17 protein-coding genes, 1 tRNA gene and 1 pseudogene are annotated in these 15,398 nt (G+C 63.2%); 11 read left to right on the top strand and 8 right to left on the bottom strand.

The annotated features are described in order from the left end of the window. Positions 1-44: 44 nt before the first annotated feature. Positions 45-1,433, bottom strand: coding sequence for a sensor histidine kinase RegB (gene regB / locus RSW2DRAFT_RS08820; protein ID WP_008030112.1), 1,389 nt, complete (start codon positions 1,431-1,433; stop codon positions 45-47). Positions 1,434-1,529: 96 nt separating this feature from the next. Between regB and RSW2DRAFT_RS08815 the strand changes: the two genes are divergently transcribed. From RSW2DRAFT_RS08815 to RSW2DRAFT_RS08805, 3 genes are all read left to right on the top strand, one after another. Continuing rightward, the gene (locus RSW2DRAFT_RS08815) at positions 1,530-2,159 is read left to right on the top strand and encodes an SCO family protein (RefSeq protein WP_008030110.1); all 630 of its coding nucleotides are present in this window, start codon (positions 1,530-1,532) and stop codon (positions 2,157-2,159) included. Positions 2,160-2,258: 99 nt separating this feature from the next. Then, positions 2,259-2,813: an ActR/PrrA/RegA family redox response regulator transcription factor gene (locus RSW2DRAFT_RS08810; RefSeq protein ID WP_008030108.1), complete on the top strand. Its 555-nt coding sequence runs from the start codon at positions 2,259-2,261 to the stop codon at positions 2,811-2,813. A gap of 113 nt (positions 2,814-2,926) precedes the next feature. After that, positions 2,927-3,241, top strand: coding sequence for an H-NS histone family protein (locus RSW2DRAFT_RS08805; RefSeq protein WP_008030106.1), 315 nt, complete (start codon positions 2,927-2,929; stop codon positions 3,239-3,241). Here the strand turns inward: RSW2DRAFT_RS08805 and RSW2DRAFT_RS08800 are convergent. Continuing rightward, on the bottom strand, positions 3,238-3,837 hold the full coding sequence (locus RSW2DRAFT_RS08800) for an HD domain-containing protein (protein WP_008030103.1): 600 nt from the start codon (positions 3,835-3,837) through the stop codon (positions 3,238-3,240). The two genes, RSW2DRAFT_RS08805 and RSW2DRAFT_RS08800, sit on opposite strands and share 4 nt — an antisense overlap. 106 nt (positions 3,838-3,943) lie before the next feature. Between RSW2DRAFT_RS08800 and ahcY the strand changes: the two genes are divergently transcribed. Together ahcY and RSW2DRAFT_RS08790 are read left to right on the top strand one after the other, a co-directional pair. After that, positions 3,944-5,338, top strand: a complete 1,395-nt coding sequence (gene ahcY, locus RSW2DRAFT_RS08795; RefSeq protein WP_008030102.1) for an adenosylhomocysteinase — start codon at positions 3,944-3,946, stop codon at positions 5,336-5,338. 191 nt (positions 5,339-5,529) lie between these two features. After that, entirely contained in the window at positions 5,530-5,871 is a 342-nt protein-coding gene (locus tag RSW2DRAFT_RS08790; protein ID WP_008030100.1) for a DUF2853 family protein, read from the top strand. 249 nt (positions 5,872-6,120) lie between these two features. Here RSW2DRAFT_RS08790 and RSW2DRAFT_RS08785 read toward each other — a convergent pair whose 3' ends face one another. Genes RSW2DRAFT_RS08785 through tsaD form a run of 4 tightly spaced genes read right to left on the bottom strand, consistent with a single transcriptional unit; the run spans position 6,121 to position 8,830 of the window. After that, the gene (locus tag RSW2DRAFT_RS08785; RefSeq protein WP_008030098.1) at positions 6,121-6,540 is read right to left on the bottom strand and encodes an EVE domain-containing protein; all 420 of its coding nucleotides are present in this window, start codon (positions 6,538-6,540) and stop codon (positions 6,121-6,123) included. Further along, on the bottom strand, positions 6,540-6,812 hold the full coding sequence (locus tag RSW2DRAFT_RS08780; protein ID WP_008030096.1) for a YciI family protein: 273 nt from the start codon (positions 6,810-6,812) through the stop codon (positions 6,540-6,542). Before RSW2DRAFT_RS08780 ends, RSW2DRAFT_RS08785 begins: the two co-directional genes overlap by 1 nt. Positions 6,813-6,815: 3 nt before the next feature. Continuing rightward, positions 6,816-7,754 carry an NAD(P)H-dependent glycerol-3-phosphate dehydrogenase gene (locus tag RSW2DRAFT_RS08775; protein WP_008030095.1) on the bottom strand — a complete coding sequence of 313 codons (939 nt, stop codon included), beginning with the start codon at positions 7,752-7,754 and terminating at the stop codon, positions 6,816-6,818. Next, positions 7,751-8,830 carry a tRNA (adenosine(37)-N6)-threonylcarbamoyltransferase complex transferase subunit TsaD gene (tsaD, locus tag RSW2DRAFT_RS08770; RefSeq protein ID WP_008030093.1) on the bottom strand — a complete coding sequence of 360 codons (1,080 nt, stop codon included), beginning with the start codon at positions 8,828-8,830 and terminating at the stop codon, positions 7,751-7,753. The genes RSW2DRAFT_RS08775 and tsaD overlap by 4 nt, the downstream gene beginning before the upstream one ends. 46 nt (positions 8,831-8,876) lie before the next feature. Between tsaD and RSW2DRAFT_RS08765 the strand changes: the two genes are divergently transcribed. From RSW2DRAFT_RS08765 to RSW2DRAFT_RS18505, 6 genes and pseudogenes are all read left to right on the top strand, one after another. After that, positions 8,877-9,617 (top strand): uroporphyrinogen-III synthase, encoded by a 741-nt coding sequence (locus tag RSW2DRAFT_RS08765; RefSeq protein ID WP_008030091.1) that lies wholly within the window; start codon positions 8,877-8,879, stop codon positions 9,615-9,617. A gap of 69 nt (positions 9,618-9,686) precedes the next feature. After that, positions 9,687-11,039 (top strand): COG4223 family protein, encoded by a 1,353-nt coding sequence (locus RSW2DRAFT_RS08760; RefSeq protein WP_008030090.1) that lies wholly within the window; start codon positions 9,687-9,689, stop codon positions 11,037-11,039. Positions 11,040-11,048: 9 nt separating this feature from the next. Further along, positions 11,049-12,521: a heme biosynthesis protein HemY gene (locus RSW2DRAFT_RS08755; protein ID WP_040671895.1), complete on the top strand. Its 1,473-nt coding sequence runs from the start codon at positions 11,049-11,051 to the stop codon at positions 12,519-12,521. Between the two features lie 305 nt (positions 12,522-12,826). Then, the gene (locus tag RSW2DRAFT_RS18795; protein WP_394295236.1) at positions 12,827-13,129 is read left to right on the top strand and encodes a hypothetical protein; all 303 of its coding nucleotides are present in this window, start codon (positions 12,827-12,829) and stop codon (positions 13,127-13,129) included. 148 nt (positions 13,130-13,277) lie between these two features. Continuing rightward, positions 13,278-13,353: transfer RNA gene (locus RSW2DRAFT_RS08745), tRNA-Thr, on the top strand. Between the two features lie 157 nt (positions 13,354-13,510). Continuing rightward, a pseudogene (locus RSW2DRAFT_RS18505) lies at positions 13,511-14,326 on the top strand (IS3 family transposase); the annotation flags it as partial. Here RSW2DRAFT_RS18505 and RSW2DRAFT_RS18820 read toward each other — a convergent pair. Both RSW2DRAFT_RS18820 and RSW2DRAFT_RS08725 read right to left on the bottom strand, forming a co-directional pair. Further along, entirely contained in the window at positions 14,301-14,765 is a 465-nt protein-coding gene (locus RSW2DRAFT_RS18820) for a DDE-type integrase/transposase/recombinase (protein WP_232209672.1), read from the bottom strand. The pseudogene RSW2DRAFT_RS18505 and the gene RSW2DRAFT_RS18820 overlap by 26 nt on opposite strands. Before the next feature lie 278 nt (positions 14,766-15,043). After that, a complete protein-coding gene (locus RSW2DRAFT_RS08725; RefSeq protein ID WP_232209669.1) occupies positions 15,044-15,349 on the bottom strand; it encodes a transposase in 306 nt (101 codons plus the stop codon). Positions 15,350-15,398: the final 49 nt, after the last annotated feature.

Raw genomic sequence — 15,398 nt, 5'->3', positions numbered from 1 at the left:
AGTTGCAGCTTTTGCGCGATAAAAGCCACAGACAGGACCGCGGCCTACCCTTCCAGAGGGCTGTTTTCGCCCAGATGCTGGTCGGCGGGGGCCAGCAGCGCCTCGTTGTGCCAACTGACCTCGACCACCGCACCACAGCGTTCCGGCACTTCCTGCGGCCGCAGGAACGGATCGGAGCCGTTGGAAAACACCAGCACCGCACCCGTGCGCTCCAGCAGGGTCTTGGCGATGAACAGGCCCAGACCCATGCCCTCGTATTCCGGGCGCCGCGCCAGATCCTGCTCGGTCGAGCGTTTGCGCACGAAGGGGTCGCCGATGCGGCCGATCACGTCGGGCGGATAGCCGGGGCCATTATCGACCACCCGCACGGTAATGGTCTTGTCGGTCCAGCTGGCATCGACCCAGACCGCGCTTTCGGCAAAATCGACGGCATTCTGCACCAGGTTGCGCAAGGCGTGGATCACCTCGGGGCGGCGCAGCACCATCGGCTCGCGCGCTGAACCCCCGTAGCCGGGGCGCAGGTCGAAGGCGACGCGCTTGCCGCGATTCAGATGTGGCTCGGCCGCCTCGCGCAGCACCACACCCAAGGCGGCCTGCCGCATATGCTTGTCATCCTTGCCGACTTTCCCCATCGAACGCAGGATGTCACGGCAACGATCCGCCTGTTCGCGGATCAGCTTTGCGTCGTCCAGCAGATCGGGATGGTCAGCCAAGTCGGCCATCATCTCGGTCGAGACCAGCTTGATGGTGGCCAGCGGTGTGCCCATCTCGTGCGCCGCGGCCGCCACCACGCCGCCCAGATCGGTCAGCTTCTGTTCGCGTGCCAAGGCCATCTGGGTGGCCAGCAGCGCATCCGACATCGACCGGATTTCGGTGGCGACACTGCGCGAGTAATAGCCCTGGAACAGGATGCCGATCACGATGGCAAACCAGAAACCAATCAGAAACACCCTTGGCACCATCAGGAAACTGCCATCGGCGAATTGCAGCGGGATGCTGTCGATCAGCATCACCGCCATCATCGCCATGGCCGTGGCACCGAGGATCAGCGTGGTGCGCAGTTGCAGCGCCGAAGCCGAGATCGTCACTGGCGCGAGGATCAGCAACGCAAACGGGTTGTTCAGCCCGCCGGCCAGATAGATCAGCGCCGAATGTTGTGCCATGTCGAACAGCAAGGTCAGCAGAGCCTGAGTCTCGGTCAGGCGGGCATTGTCGGGAAACCAGAACGCCGACAGCACGTTGGCCACCACCGAGGCACCGACCACCAGATAGCAAAGCCCCAGCGGCAGGTCGATGCCGTAAAGACGGTCGGCCACGATGATCGCCGCGACCTGCCCGGCGATGGCAATCCAGCGCTGGACGATCAACGTGCGCATCCGCACCCAATCGCCGCGATTCTCGCCCGAAGTCAGGGGGTGGCCGATGACTGTCATTCAGGAAACCTTGTTGGGGTGGCGGAAACTTTGCCATTGTTAAGGCGGGCAAGTTGCAGGATCAATGCGCAACGGATTGGCAGAGGATCTTTGGCGATGACAAGACTATCGGCCTGGCTGGCGGCAGGGATGACCGCGGTGATCGTCGCGGTTTCGGTCTGGGCGGCGTATTTCCGGGGCGGCAATGACATCTTTGCCGAATGTCGCAGCGGCCAGGTGGCCGGGGGCGAAATCGGCGGGCCGCTGAACCTGATCGACGAAACCGGTGCCGCGGTGACCGAAAAGGAAATGCTGGCAAAACCGTCGCTGGTCTATTTCGGCTACACCTTCTGCCCCGATGTCTGTCCGTTGGACAACGCCCGCAATGCCGCCGCCGTGGACATTCTGGAAGAACAGGGAATCGAGGTGACACCGGTATTCATTTCAGTGGATTCCGCGCGTGATACGCCGGAAACCCTGACCAGTTTCACTGACAGCCTGCATCCGCGGATGATCGGCTATACCGGCACGGCTGAACAGATCAAGGCGGCGTCATTGGCCTACAAGACCTATTTCAAGATCAAGAACCCGGAAGAAGAATATTACCTGATCGACCATTCGACCTTTACCTATCTGATGTTGCCGGGCATCGGCTTTGTCGATTTCTTCAAGCGCGACGCCACACCGGACCAGATGGCCGAGAGCGTGGCGTGCTATGTCAACACCGCGGCGGTGCAGCAACGCTGAAGTGTCAGGCCGGATTGACGGAAATCTGTCAGGTTAGTTTGACGTTTCGGCAAAAAGCGCCTAGGTTCGCTGCACATGCGCGGAACAGGGGAAGCCGTAATGACCGAAGACTTGGGTGTCGACCTTGGGGCCGACAAGACGCTTCTGCTGGTTGACGATGATGAGCCTTTTCTGAAGCGGCTAGCCAAGGCTATGGAAAAGCGCGGCTTTATCGTCGAAGTTGCGGAAACCGTAGCCGCTGGCAAGGCCTTTGCCTTGTCGCACCCCCCGGCTTATGCGGTCATCGACCTGCGTCTGGAAGACGGCAACGGTCTGGACGTGGTGGAAACCCTGCGCGAAAATCGCCCCGATTGCCGGATCGTCGTGCTGACCGGCTATGGCGCGATTGCCACAGCGGTGGCTGCGGTGAAGATCGGCGCCATCGACTATCTGTCCAAACCGGCCGACGCCAACGAGGTGACGCGCGCCCTGCTGGCCCGTGGCGACGCCCTGCCGATGCCGCCGGAAAACCCGATGTCTGCCGACCGCGTGCGCTGGGAACATATCCAGCGGGTCTATGAGATGTGCGAGCGCAATGTCTCGGAAACCGCACGGCGGCTGAACATGCATCGACGCACCCTGCAACGTATTCTGGCCAAGCGCAGTCCGCGGTAATCGGCCTGAATTCGCCGTTGAAATCGACGGCGCTAAATTAACATGGCAAATACTTGATTTCCGATCAGGCATGACCTAAAAAGGTCAAATCTCTATCGGAAAAGGATAATGCCGTGACCCCAGACCTGAACAAGCTATCGCTGAAGGAATTGAAAGATCTTCAGTCGCAGGTTGTAAAAGCCATTGGCTCTTTCGAGGACCGCAAAAAGAAAGAGGCTCTGGCCGAACTGGAAGACAAAGCCCGCTCGCTGGGTTTTTCGCTTTCGGAGCTGACCGGAACGGTTGCCCCTCGCAAACGCGCGCCGGCTGCGGCGAAATACGCCAATCCGGCCAATGCGGCCGATACCTGGTCTGGCCGCGGCCGCAAGCCGCGCTGGTTTGAAGCCGCTTTGAAATCCGGCAAATCCGCTGACGATATGGCGATCTAACCCAGGCTCATCGCCGCCAGCAAAGCCTTGTGCCGGGCCACGAAATCGGCCCGCACAAGTACCGGTGGGCGCAGATGGATCTGCAATCCCGCCAGATCGCCCGGCACCTGCCGCCCGAACAACTTGTCGGCCTCGGCATGGGAAAACCCGGCGATCTGCACCGCCTCCAGCCAGGCTGAAACCTTGTCTGCAGCCTTGATCGCTTTCTTGATCGGGGCGGGCAGCACGGCGGGCAGGCCAAAGCGCAGATGCACCGCCGCCGCCAATCGCGCGTCCATCTCGCCATAGCCCGGCCCCACCGCCGATTTCACCGGGCTGATCATGTCGCCAATCACATATTCCGGTGCGTCATGCAAAAGCGCCGCCAGCCGCCATTTTGCGGCAATTCCCGGATTGCCACGGCCAAAGATTTCCTCGACCAGCAGCGAGTGTTCGGCCACCGAATAGGGAAAATCGCCGCGCGTCTGCCCGTTCCAGCGCGCGACGAACGCCAGCCCGTGCGCGATATCCTCGATTTCGATATCCACCGGCGTCGGGTCCAGCAGGTCCAGCCTGCGGCCCGAAAGCATCCGTTGCCAGGCGCGGGGTTGCTTCATGTTGTCCTCATGGTCGGTGGCGACCCTATCCGGCCAAGCCTTCCATTGTCGAGAGGCCGGACAAATGCTATCTGCCCGGCAATCAAGGATCAAAGGAGTGCGGCGGATGCCGAAGGATTACATTGTCAAGGATATCGCGCTGGCCGCTTTCGGCCGCAAGGAACTGACCATCGCGGAAACCGAGATGCCCGGCCTGATGGCGCTGCGCGAGGAATTCGGCACCACCAAGCCGCTGAAAGGCGCGCGTATCGCAGGCAGCCTGCACATGACGATCCAGACCGCCGCGCTGATCGAGACGCTGGTGGTGCTGGGCGCCGACGTGCGCTGGGCCTCGTGCAACATCTTCTCGACCCAGGATCATGCGGCGGCGGCGATTGCCGCGGGCGGCACCCCGGTTTTCGCCATCAAGGGCGAAACGCTGGAGGAATACTGGACCTATACCGACAAGATCTTCCAGTTTGCCGAAGGCACCTGCAACATGATCCTCGACGATGGCGGCGATGCCACGCTGTATATCCTGTTGGGCGCGCGGGTCGAGGCGGGGGAAACCGATCTGATCGCCGTGCCGACCAGCGACGAAGAAGTTTGCCTGTTCAACCAGATCAAGAAGCGGCTTGCTGCCAGCCCCGGCTGGTTCACCGCCCAGCGCGCCGCCATCAAGGGCGTCTCGGAAGAAACCACCACCGGCGTGCATCGGCTTTACGACCTGCACAAGCGCGGCCAACTGCCGTTCCCGGCGATCAACGTCAACGACTCGGTCACCAAGTCGAAGTTCGACAACAAATATGGCTGCAAGGAATCGCTGGTTGATGGCATCCGCCGCGCCACCGACACCATGATGGCCGGCAAAGTCGCCGTGGTCTGCGGCTATGGCGACGTGGGCAAAGGCTCGTCGGCCTCGCTGCAAGGCGCCGGTGCGCGGGTCAAGGTCACCGAGGTCGATCCGATCTGCGCGTTGCAGGCGGCGATGGACGGCTTTGAGGTGGTTCTGCTGGAAGACGTGGTGAAAGACGCCGACATCTTCATCACCACCACCGGCAACCGCGACGTCATCCGCATCGAGCATATGCGCGAGATGAAGGACATGGCGATCGTCGGCAACATCGGCCATTTCGACAACGAAATTCAGGTCGCCGCGCTGAAGAACCACAAATGGACCAACATCAAGGACCAGGTGGACATGATCGAGATGCCCTCGGGCCATCGCATCATCCTGCTGTCGGAAGGTCGCTTGTTGAACCTGGGCAATGCCACCGGCCACCCGTCTTTCGTGATGTCGGCAAGCTTCACCAACCAGGTGCTGGCGCAGATCGAGCTGTTCACCAAGGGCAACGAATATGCCCCCGGCGTTTATATCCTGCCCAAGGCGCTTGATGAAAAGGTGGCCCGCCTGCATCTGAAGAAGATCGGCGTCAAGCTGACCGAACTGCGCCCGGAACAGGCCGACTATATCGGCGTCAAGGTTGAAGGCCCGTTCAAGGCCGATCACTACCGCTACTGAACCTGGCCACCCGCGATGGTTGAACATCCTGCCCCGTGCCGCAAGGTTCGGGGCATTTTGCTGTTCCGCGGGGAATTTCGGCCCGACATTTCCCTTTGTGGGTTAACAATCTTCCCCTAAGCTTCGCCGACCCCGCAGGGAAAACCCGATTGCGGTTGGCCGGACAGTGTTGTGAACGAGGAGCACGTGGAATGAGCAAAAGAGACGACCTTATCGCCAAATATGCCGATGACCTGCGCAACAAGTGCAAGGTGACGCCGGATATGGACCTGCTGACCAAGGTCACCATCGGCTGCGGCCCGGCGATCTACAATGCCGATGCCTCGACCGTGGCCGGCACCGATGCGACCGAGCTTGAGACCGTCAAGAACAACTTCCTGATCAAGAAGATGGGTCTGGCCGACAGCCCGAAGCTGATGGAAGCCATCAATGCGGTGATCGACACCTATGGCCGGTCCGAGCGCAGCAAGCACCGCGCCGTGGTCTATTACCTGCTGGTCAAGCATTTCGGCAAGGAAGCGGCCTACAAGTAATTCCGGGTTCCGGTTCTGCAATGCCCGCGCCGGTCGCGGGCATTTTGCTTTCCCAAACCTTGCCAGCAAGCCATTGGTCTTGCCTCAATTCTTCCGGACTTCAGATTTGCGCCAAAGCCGCGAATCCCCTATACCTACCTCAACAGGGCAGTAGCTCGAGACCTTATCATATCACGTGTGGTGCAAAGGGAGCACGTGGGGTGGATGGAGGGTCTCGATGGGGTCGGGGCCCTCCATTTTAATTTGCCCCTATGCGTCAATTCCCGCCATGCCCAGCACGATCCGCCATTCCTCTGGCGTCACCGGTTGCACCGACAGCCGCGAGTTGTTCACCAGCACCATGGCTTCCAGCCCCGGCTGCACCTTGCAAGCGTCAAGGCTGACCGGCTTTGGCAAAGCCCGCAAGGCGCGGATATGCACGCAATCCCAGCGCGGATCGTCGGTGGTGCTGTCGGGCGCCGAAAGCCGGCAGACCTCGACAATGCCCACCACCGCCTTGCCGATGTTGGAGTGATAGAAAAACCCCTGATCACCGATCTGCATGGCCCGCATGTTGTTGCGCGCCTGATAGTTGCGCACGCCGTGCCATTCTTCGCCCGCGTCACCCTTCGCGACCTGCTGATCCCAGCTCCAGGTGTCGGGCTCGGATTTGAACAGCCAATAGCGCATCAGCCGACCACCTTTTTCCATTCGCGGATGCTGACCGACTGGAACAACCCCGCCAGCGCATAGGGGTCCGCGGCCGCCCAAGCCTTGGCCTGATCCAGCGTCTCGACGTTCAGCACCAGCAAGGATCCGGTCATCTGGCCGTCCGCATCCAGAAACGGCCCGGCCAGTTCCACCACGCCGCTGGCCTGGATATGCGCCAGGTGTGCTGCGCGGTTCTCCAGCCGGGTCTGCAGCGCCCCGGGTTTGTCAGTGCAGATCACGGCAACGCGCATCGTTCACTCCTGTTTCAACGGGCGCGACATCAGCGCCTGAATGGCTTGCGCATGGGTAATCCGGCCTTCGGTCAGCGCCGCCACCATGCTGGCCACCGGCATGTCGATGCCCTTGGTTTCGGCGATGTTAGAGACGGCTTTGGCGGTGGCAACCCCTTCCACCGTCACGCTGGCATCAAACGCCTGCCCAGCGCCCAGCGCCCGGCCAAAGCGGAAATTGCGCGATTGTTCCGAGGTGCAGGTCAGCACCAGATCGCCAAAGCCGGAAAGCCCGGCCAGAGTTTCGGCCCGTGCCCCAAAACTCAGCGCCAGCCGCACCATCTCGGCGTAACCCCGCGTCATCAGTGCCGCGCGGGCCGAGTCGCCCAAACCGGCGCCGATCACCACGCCCGCGGCAATGGCGATGACGTTCTTCAACGCGCCGCCCAGTTCCGCCCCCACCACATCGGTGCTGCGATACAACCGCAAAACGCTGGTTGAGAGCCGCTTTTGCAGCGATTCCCCCAGTGCATCGTCGGCACAGGCGAGGGTCAGCGCCGTCGGCAAGCCGCGCGCAATATCGGCGGCAAAGCTGGGGCCGGTCAGGATGGCGGGCGGATGATCCGGGCAGGCCTGCGCGATCAACGCCGTCGGCCCAAGGCCGCTGGCAAGGTCCACCCCCTTGCAGCAGGCCACCAGCCGCGCGCCGCGCAAGGCCCTGGCGTTCTGTGCCAGAAACCCGCCCAGCGCCTGCATCGGCAAGGCCAGCAGAACAACATCCGGCACGCCCAGATTGTTGATTTCGGCAGTCACAGAGACGTTTTCCGGCAGATCGACCCCCGGCAGCCGCGGCGCCACATGCCCGGAAATGCCGCGCCCCCACAGCGTCACCGGCCCCTCGCGCCCCAAGGCCACCGCCAGCGCCGCCCCAAAGGCCCCCGCGCCCAGAATTGCCACTTTCATGCCTTGGCTCCCTTTTTGCCAAATCCCAGCAGCGCCGGGCTGGTGGTATCCAGCGGCCAGCGCGGCCGGGCCATCAGGTCCATGCCATCGCGCGCCCCGGCCCGAAACCGCTCGATCCCCGCCCAGGCGATCATCGCCGCGTTGTCGGTGCACAGCCGTAGCGGTGGCGCCAGAAAGGGCACGCCTTTGGCAAGACAAACCGTCTCTAACACCGCGCGAATGGCCGAATTAGCAGCAACGCCCCCCGCCACGGCAAAGCCAGTGACCGGTGCCAGATCCAGCGCGCGACGGGTTTTTTCGCCCAGCACGTCCGCCACCGCCGCCTGAAAACCGGCGCAGATATCGGCGCGGTCTTGCAGATGCAGCCCGCCCTGATCGGCCGCCAACCGGTCACGGGTGCGCAGCACGGCGGTTTTCAGCCCGGAAAACGACATGTCACACCCGGGCCGGTCCAGCAGCGGCCGTGGCAGGGCAAAGCGGCGGGCGTCGCCGGTCTTCGCCGCCGCCTCTACCGCCGGACCACCCGGCTGCGGCAGACCCAAAAGCTTCGCCACCTTGTCGAACGCCTCGCCCGGCGCATCGTCGATCGAGCCGCCCAGCCGCGTGTAATCTTCCACCCCGGCAACCCGCAGAAACTGGCAGTGCCCGCCGGAAACCAGCAGCATCAGATAGGGAAACGCCAGCCCATCGGTCAGCCGTGGCGTCAGTGCATGCCCCGCCAGATGGTTCACCCCCACCAGCGGCAGACCGGTGCCCGCGGCAATGCCCTTGGCGCACATCACCCCCGACAGCACGCCGCCAATCAGCCCCGGCCCCGCCGTGACAGCGATACCGTCCAGATCGGACAGCGAAACCCCTGCTTCGGCCAACGCGCGTTCAACGCAAAAATCGAGCCGCTCGGCATGGGCGCGGGCGGCGAGTTCTGGCACCACGCCACCGAACGGCGCATGCAGCGCCACCTGGCCATCCACCACTGAGGCGAGAATCTGCGCCGCTGCCCCCGGCACATGCCGCACCACGGCGGCTGCGGTATCGTCGCAGCTTGACTCGATGCCAAGGAAGGTCAGGCTTTGCATAGGCATCCCGTTGCCAGAAGGTTTCAGCGCAGGTAACACCGCAGCCATGTCCAGACAATCCTCACCAATTCTGCTGACCCGTCCGGCGGCGCAGGGCGACCGCTTTGCCGCCGATCTGCGGGACAGGTTCGGCGGCGATATCCGGATCATCGACTCGGCCCTGCTGGCGCCACGATTCCTGGCGCCGGTGCTGCCACAAGTGCGCCTGAAGGCGCTGATTTTCACGTCGGAAACCGGGGTGCAGGGGTTTCAGCGGATAGCTGCCGAGACGATTTTTTCTGGCGTCGCGTGCGCCTGGTGCGTTGGCAATCGCACGGCGCAGGCGGCGCGCGAGGCGGGATTGCAGGCGGTCTCGGCGCAGGGCGACGTTGTGGCGCTGACGGCAGCGATCAAGGCGGCGGGCGAGATGGGGCCGCTGTTGCATCTGCGCGGTCGCGACGTGCGCGGCGACTTGGTGGAATCGCTCAATTCCGCCAATATAGAGACGTATTCGGCCATCGTCTATGCGCAAGAGCAGCAACCGCTGACCCCGCAGGCGTTGGCGTGCCTGCAAGCGCCGGGGCCGGTTCTGGTGCCGCTGTTTTCGCCGCGCACGGCCAGCATCCTGCGCGCGGCGCTGGCTGATGTGCCATTGCAGGCCGATCTTTGGTTGGCAGCCTTGTCGCCCGCGGTGGCAGAGGCGGCCGAGGGGATGCCCAGAGCAGGGCTCGCCATTGCCAAAAGGCCCGATGCGGGTGCAATGATAGAGACTTTACAGGGTCTGATTGCCGCAGGCACGCAAGCTTGAGACAAAGCCCAACAGGCATTAAGGTCGCAGGAACGAGGCTCCGCCGGAGCCCGACAGGGGAGGTTGGCCATGGCAGATCCGGACACGCCACCGAAAGCGACAGACATGCCCGCGCCGAAGCCGCCGCAAACCCCGACGCAAGCTCCGGTTCCACCAAAACCCCCGGCCCCTGAGAAGACCGAGGCCTCCCCGAAGGCCCCGCCGCCGGTGAAATCGAAATCCGGCGGCATTGGGGCGTTTGTCGGCCTGCTTGCCGGGGGTGCGGTTGCGGCGGGCGGCGGTTTTGCGCTGGCGCGTTATGGCGTGCCGCCAGACTGGCCACCGGGCCTGCCCGCCACGCCGATGACCCTGCAACTGGCCGAACAGGCGACCAAGCTGGCGGAAAACCAGGCCGGGCTGGCCGCCGTTCAGGCCGAACTGGCCAAGCCCAAGACCGACAGCGATGCTGTGGCCCGGCTGGACGCGCTGGAAGCCGCGATTGCCGCCGTAAAGGCAATGGACCCGAAACTGGCCGCGATCGACTCGCGGCTGACCGAGCTTGGCGGCAAGTTCGACGGCCATGAAAGCTGGTTCAGCGATCTGGAAAAGCGCTTTGCTGAGAGTAACGCCCGGATCGACGCGTTGGATGCAAGACTGAGCGCGCTGGAAAAACAGCCGACTGCCGAAGGTGGCGTGTCGAACTCGGCGTTGCAGGCTTACGAGCGCGATCTTGCCGCGCTGCGTGACGAGATCAAGGCGCAGTCCGGCAATGGCGCCGAAATTGCGGCCGACATCAACGCCGCTGCCGCCGCCGCCGAGGCTCGGATTGCCGAAGCCGAAGCGAAATCGGCCGCCTTGAAGGCCGAAGCCGAAGCTCAGGCCGCCGCCATGCAAGCCGAGGCCGAGGCGAAGTCTGCCGCTTTGAAGGCCGAAGCCGATGCCGCGGTGCGCGGGGCCAAGCTGACCACGGCGCTGAATGGCCTGAACGCCGCTGCCGAAAGCGGGGCGCCCTATGCCGATCTGGTGGCGGTGTTCCAGACCGAAGGCCAGGAACTGCCGCCCGCCCTGCTGGAGAACGCCGAAACAGGCATGCCCACGCTGGCGGCGGTGCAAGAGGCCTTCCCGGCCGCCGCCCGCGCGGCGTTGAACGCCTCGCTGCACGCCAACATGGGGGCTACGGTGTCCGAACGGATTGCCGCCTTCCTGCGCACCCAGACCGGGGCACGCTCGCTGACCCCGCACGAAGGCACCGACCCCGATGCCGTGCTGTCGCGGGCCGAACAGGCCTTGCGCAACGGCGATTTATCCGCTGCATTTGCTGAAACTGCGGGTCTGCCACCCGAGGGGCAGGCGGCACTGACCGAATGGCGGGCAATGGCCGATCGCAGGCTGGCCGTAACCGAAGCGCTTGCTGCCGTCGCGGCCGCAATTGCACAGCAATAGGGGCGCATGATGATCTGGTCTTTGCTCAAAGTCGTTTTGTTCGTGGCCGTGATCGCCGGGCTGACTTTCGGGGCGGGCAGGCTGACCGATACCGGCGGCGGCTTGCAGATTGCCGTCTATGGCTATGAGGTGACGCTGGGGCCGTTGCAGGCGCTGGTGGGGGCGCTGCTGCTGGTGGTGGCGGTCTGGCTGCTGCTGAAGGCGATCGGGCTGCTGGTGGCGGTGCTGAAGTTCCTCAACGGTGACGAAACCGCCGTCTCGCGCTATTTCGACCGCAACCGCGAGCGCAAGGGTTATCAGGCGCTGTCGGAAGGCATGATCGCGCTGGCCTCGGGCGAGGCGCGGGTGGCGCTGTCGCGGGCGGCCAAGGCGCAGAAATATCTGGGCAAACCGGAGCTGACCACGTTGCTGACCGCGCAGGCCGCCGAACTTGCCGGCGACAGTGCCCGGGCGACCGAGGCTTACAAGGCGCTGCTGACCGACGAGAAGACCCGCTTTGTCGGCGTTCGCGGCCTGATGCTGCAAAAGGTGGCCAGCGGCGACAAGGCAACCGCGCTGAAGCTGGCCGAAAAGGCTTTTGCGATGAAGCCGCGGCATACCGAGACCCAGGACGTGCTGCTGCAATTGCAGGCCAGCCAGGCCGACTGGAAGGGTGCGCGTACCACGTTGGGGGCCAAACTGCGGGCAGGCACGCTGCCGCGCGAGGTTTTCCGCCGCCGCGACGCCGTTCTGGCGTTGCAAGAGGCCAAGACGGTGTTCGACGAATCTGCCAGCATCGAGTCGCGCGAGGCGGCTATCGAGGCCAACAAGCTGTCGCCCGACCTGATTCCCGCCGCAGCAATGGCTGCACGCAGCTACATTGCGAAGGGCGATGCGAAAAACGCCACGCGGGTGCTGAAAAAGGCCTGGGAGGCGCGTCCGCACCCCGATCTGGCCGCTGCCTTTGCCGAAATCGAGCCGACGGAATCGGCGCAAGCCCGGCTGAAGCGCTTCAAACTGCTGACCGCCATCCACCCGACGCATGAAGAAACCCGGCTGCTGCTGGCCGAGTTGAACCTGGCGGCCGAAGATTTCCCCGCCGCGCGCCGCATCATCGGTGATCTGGCCACCAGCCACCCAACCGGCCGGTCGCTGGCGATCATGGCGGCCATTGAACGCGGCGAAGGTGCCGACGATGCCGTGGTGCGCGGCTGGCTGGCCCGGGCGCTGACCGCACCGCGCGGACCGCAATGGTGCTGCGACAAGTGCCAAGGCATCCATGCGCAGTGGACGCCGATCTGCGACAACTGCGGCGCGTTCGACACCCTGTCCTGGCGCGAGCCACCCGAAGGCAGCCGCCCCAGCTCGACCGGCACCGAACTGCTGCCGTTGATCGTCGGCAGCCCGAAACCGGTTGCAGAGGCGAAAGTGGCCAAAGCAGCCGAAGCCGCACAAGATGCCGAGATCATCGACATCGAGGCCATTGCCCGCTCAGCCAACTAGTCCTGCCGGGCCCTGCCAGCTATTCGGAGGTTTCACGCAGCAGAACGGCTGTGGGCCAGCACGGCCTGGCGCACAATTCGGCTTCACGAATAGCGCGGATCATGGATTAAAATGTGAGCGATGTCGTCAGCCCCGTGGTTTCGGGATGAGGTCATTTAGGACATGCCGCCTAGCACCTGAGTTTGCAGGAGTTTGGCCATGGAGCACCAAAATGAGGACCGGAAGGAGGTTCCCGGTCGCAAGGGAGAGTTTCACGCATCTAGGTTCTGGATGGGCCGTCAGGACGGTGGCGTTGGTCGGATGATGTGAAGGCGCGGATTGTGGCCGGGAGCCTGCTGCCTGGTGTGCGGGATTGTGGCGTGTCGCAGAAGAATGGCTTGATCGCCCGGCATGTTTCGCAGTGGCGCCGCCTTGCCCGGAAGACCGATCGCCAAGACTGCCTGATCGCCGAGCTGGGCCATGCGCTTTGCGGCAAGCGGTCCGGGCAGTTGTCCCCCGATGAGCGCCATCTGGCTTTTGAGGATATGGAAAACGGCCGTCGCCGAGGCAGCGGCCGCCCGAGATGCGGTGGCCGAACGCAACGCCGATGGCAAACGCATACTGAATAGCCCCTGGTTTGCCAGCCGTCGAGTCCGGCAGAAGTTTGGCAATGGCCTGTCCATCTGGTGTAGAACAATTTCCTCGAAAGCGATTGATCTGACTCAGCGATTCGGGGTTGAAGACGCGGCCCCGGTCGTTTAGACGCACTACCGCGCGGCCCCAGTAGCACAGCTGGTAGTGCGCCTCATTCGTAATGAGGAGGTCGGGGGTTCGAGTCCCTCCTGGGGCACCATCTTCCCTCACTGAATCAACGAACACTGGCAGATTTTGCGCCTCGCTCGTTTCACACCGCTGAACGTTGATTCAGCGTGGGCGCGAGATGGATAGAGTGAATAGCCCTTCGATTTGTAGACGCCTTGCTTGGTATTTTTGGAAGCAAGGAGGACGAGATGTCCGGAGCAAATTTCACAGATGAGTTCAAGCGTGATGCAGAGGCCCAAGTCGAGGATCGGGGTTATCCGATGCGCGATGTGGCCGAGCGGTTGGGTGTCAGCACCAAGTCGATCTACTCGTGGCAAAAGCAATTCTTGCGGCCCGCGAAGGTGATCCAGGAGGTTGATGCCTAGGCCTGCGAGATCCGCCGGCTGAAGCGCCATTTGGCCAAAGTGACAAATTTGAGCCGGATCAGAAAGCAGTCCGGGGGACTGTTTTCCGGGCGAACCGGGACATCCTAAAAAAGGCGACCGCATAACTTCGGCAGGGAATCCCGGTGAAGTATGCTTTCATTGCGGAGAACCGGCTGACCTTTGCGGTTCGGGCCATGTGCCGGACGCTGCTGGTTCATCCGAGCGGTTTCTATGCATTGCTGCGCGTACTCCTTTCCCAACGGGCGCTGGAGGATCAGCGGCAAACAAAGCTGCTGAAGAAGGCCTGAACGGAAAGTGGTGAAGTCCATGGCCACCGCAAACTGCATGACGATCTGCGCGATCTGGGCGAAGACATCAGCCCCAACCGGGCGTGGCGTTTGGCCCGTCAGGCAGGCATAAGGGCCCAGATTGGTTACAGAAAGAAGCCCGGCTCTTACGGGGGGCAGCCCAGCTGTTGTTGCCGAAAACACCCTAAACAGAGGGTTCGATGTCGATGCCCCCGACCAGTTCTGGGTCGCAGTTATCGCCTACATCCGCACCCACGAGGGGTTCTTGTATCTGGCGGTCGTGATCGATCGGTTTTCCTGGCGGGTCATCGGTTGGTCGATGCCGGGCCGCACTCATGCTGGATGCTGTCGAAGCGCTGGCGATGGATGCACTGTTCCTTGAGCGTTCGGATCACGCGCTTGACCATGCCGTTCTGCTGGGGGCAGTGCGGCGTGATGAACTCCTGGCGCAACCCATAGCTGCGGACCAGGGCGGTATAGCGCCGACTGGTGAAGACTAGCCCGTTGTCGGACTTCAGAAGGAACTCGCGCGTCACCTTGCCCAAGGTCCCGAACCGGGAGATGAGGGCATGCTCCAAGGCACTGGCAGCGGTGGTGGCCTTGCCGGATCGCGACAGATGCCATCCCAAAAGTTCGCGGGTATGGCAGTCGATCACCAAAGCCAGCGTGGTCCAGCCGTCGCGGCCCGGCCAAACCCGGCACAGGTCCGTCGACCAGCGCTCGTTCGGTGCGGCGGCCACAGATGGCACCGCTTCGATCCGGGGCCGCATGCCGATCGGGCGCTTGCGGACTTGCCAGCCCTTGATCTGGAAGATCCTTTGAACCGTGTTCTTGTTGAAGCCCAGAAGCCAGGCCACCGTACGATAGCCGAAGGAGGGTTCCTTTTCGATCATCGCCTTGATCGGCTCGGCAAAGCGGGGATCGACCTGCGGCGCGGCCTTGGTCGGCTTGTAATAGACCGTCCGCCGCGGCACGCCGAACCAGGCGCATAGCTTGGTCATCGGCACCGCGATCCCATCCGCCAGAAGGCCCTCATGGAGCGTCCGGATCATTGTCCGTCCTCCCGCTCCATGAGGGCCGCCAGCTTTTTTCTGGCGCGCAGCTCCAGCATGGCCTCGCCGTAAGCCTCCTGCAGGTCCCTCAGCTGCTTCTGGTATTGCTCGCGGATCTCCAGCGGGTTCGCACGCAGGGCATTCTCCATGCCCCACTTGGCGTCATCAACCCAGCCCTCGATCTCCGACGGCGAAAGGTCAAAGGCCCGACTGGCCTCTGCCACCGTCGTCTTGCCCTGAATGATCTCTACCACCAACGCCGTCTTACGCTTGGCCGTCCACCGTTTGATGCGGTCGTCCATCGTCACACTCATCGCTACCTTCTCCTTTGTAGCATGAGCAGATTTTCAC

The sequence above is a fragment of the Rhodobacter ferrooxidans genome (genome assembly GCF_000176015.1).
In the GTDB taxonomy this organism is placed as follows: domain Bacteria; phylum Pseudomonadota; class Alphaproteobacteria; order Rhodobacterales; family Rhodobacteraceae; genus Pseudorhodobacter_B; species Pseudorhodobacter_B ferrooxidans.
This window is presented reverse-complemented; position numbering and strand designations above follow the sequence as displayed.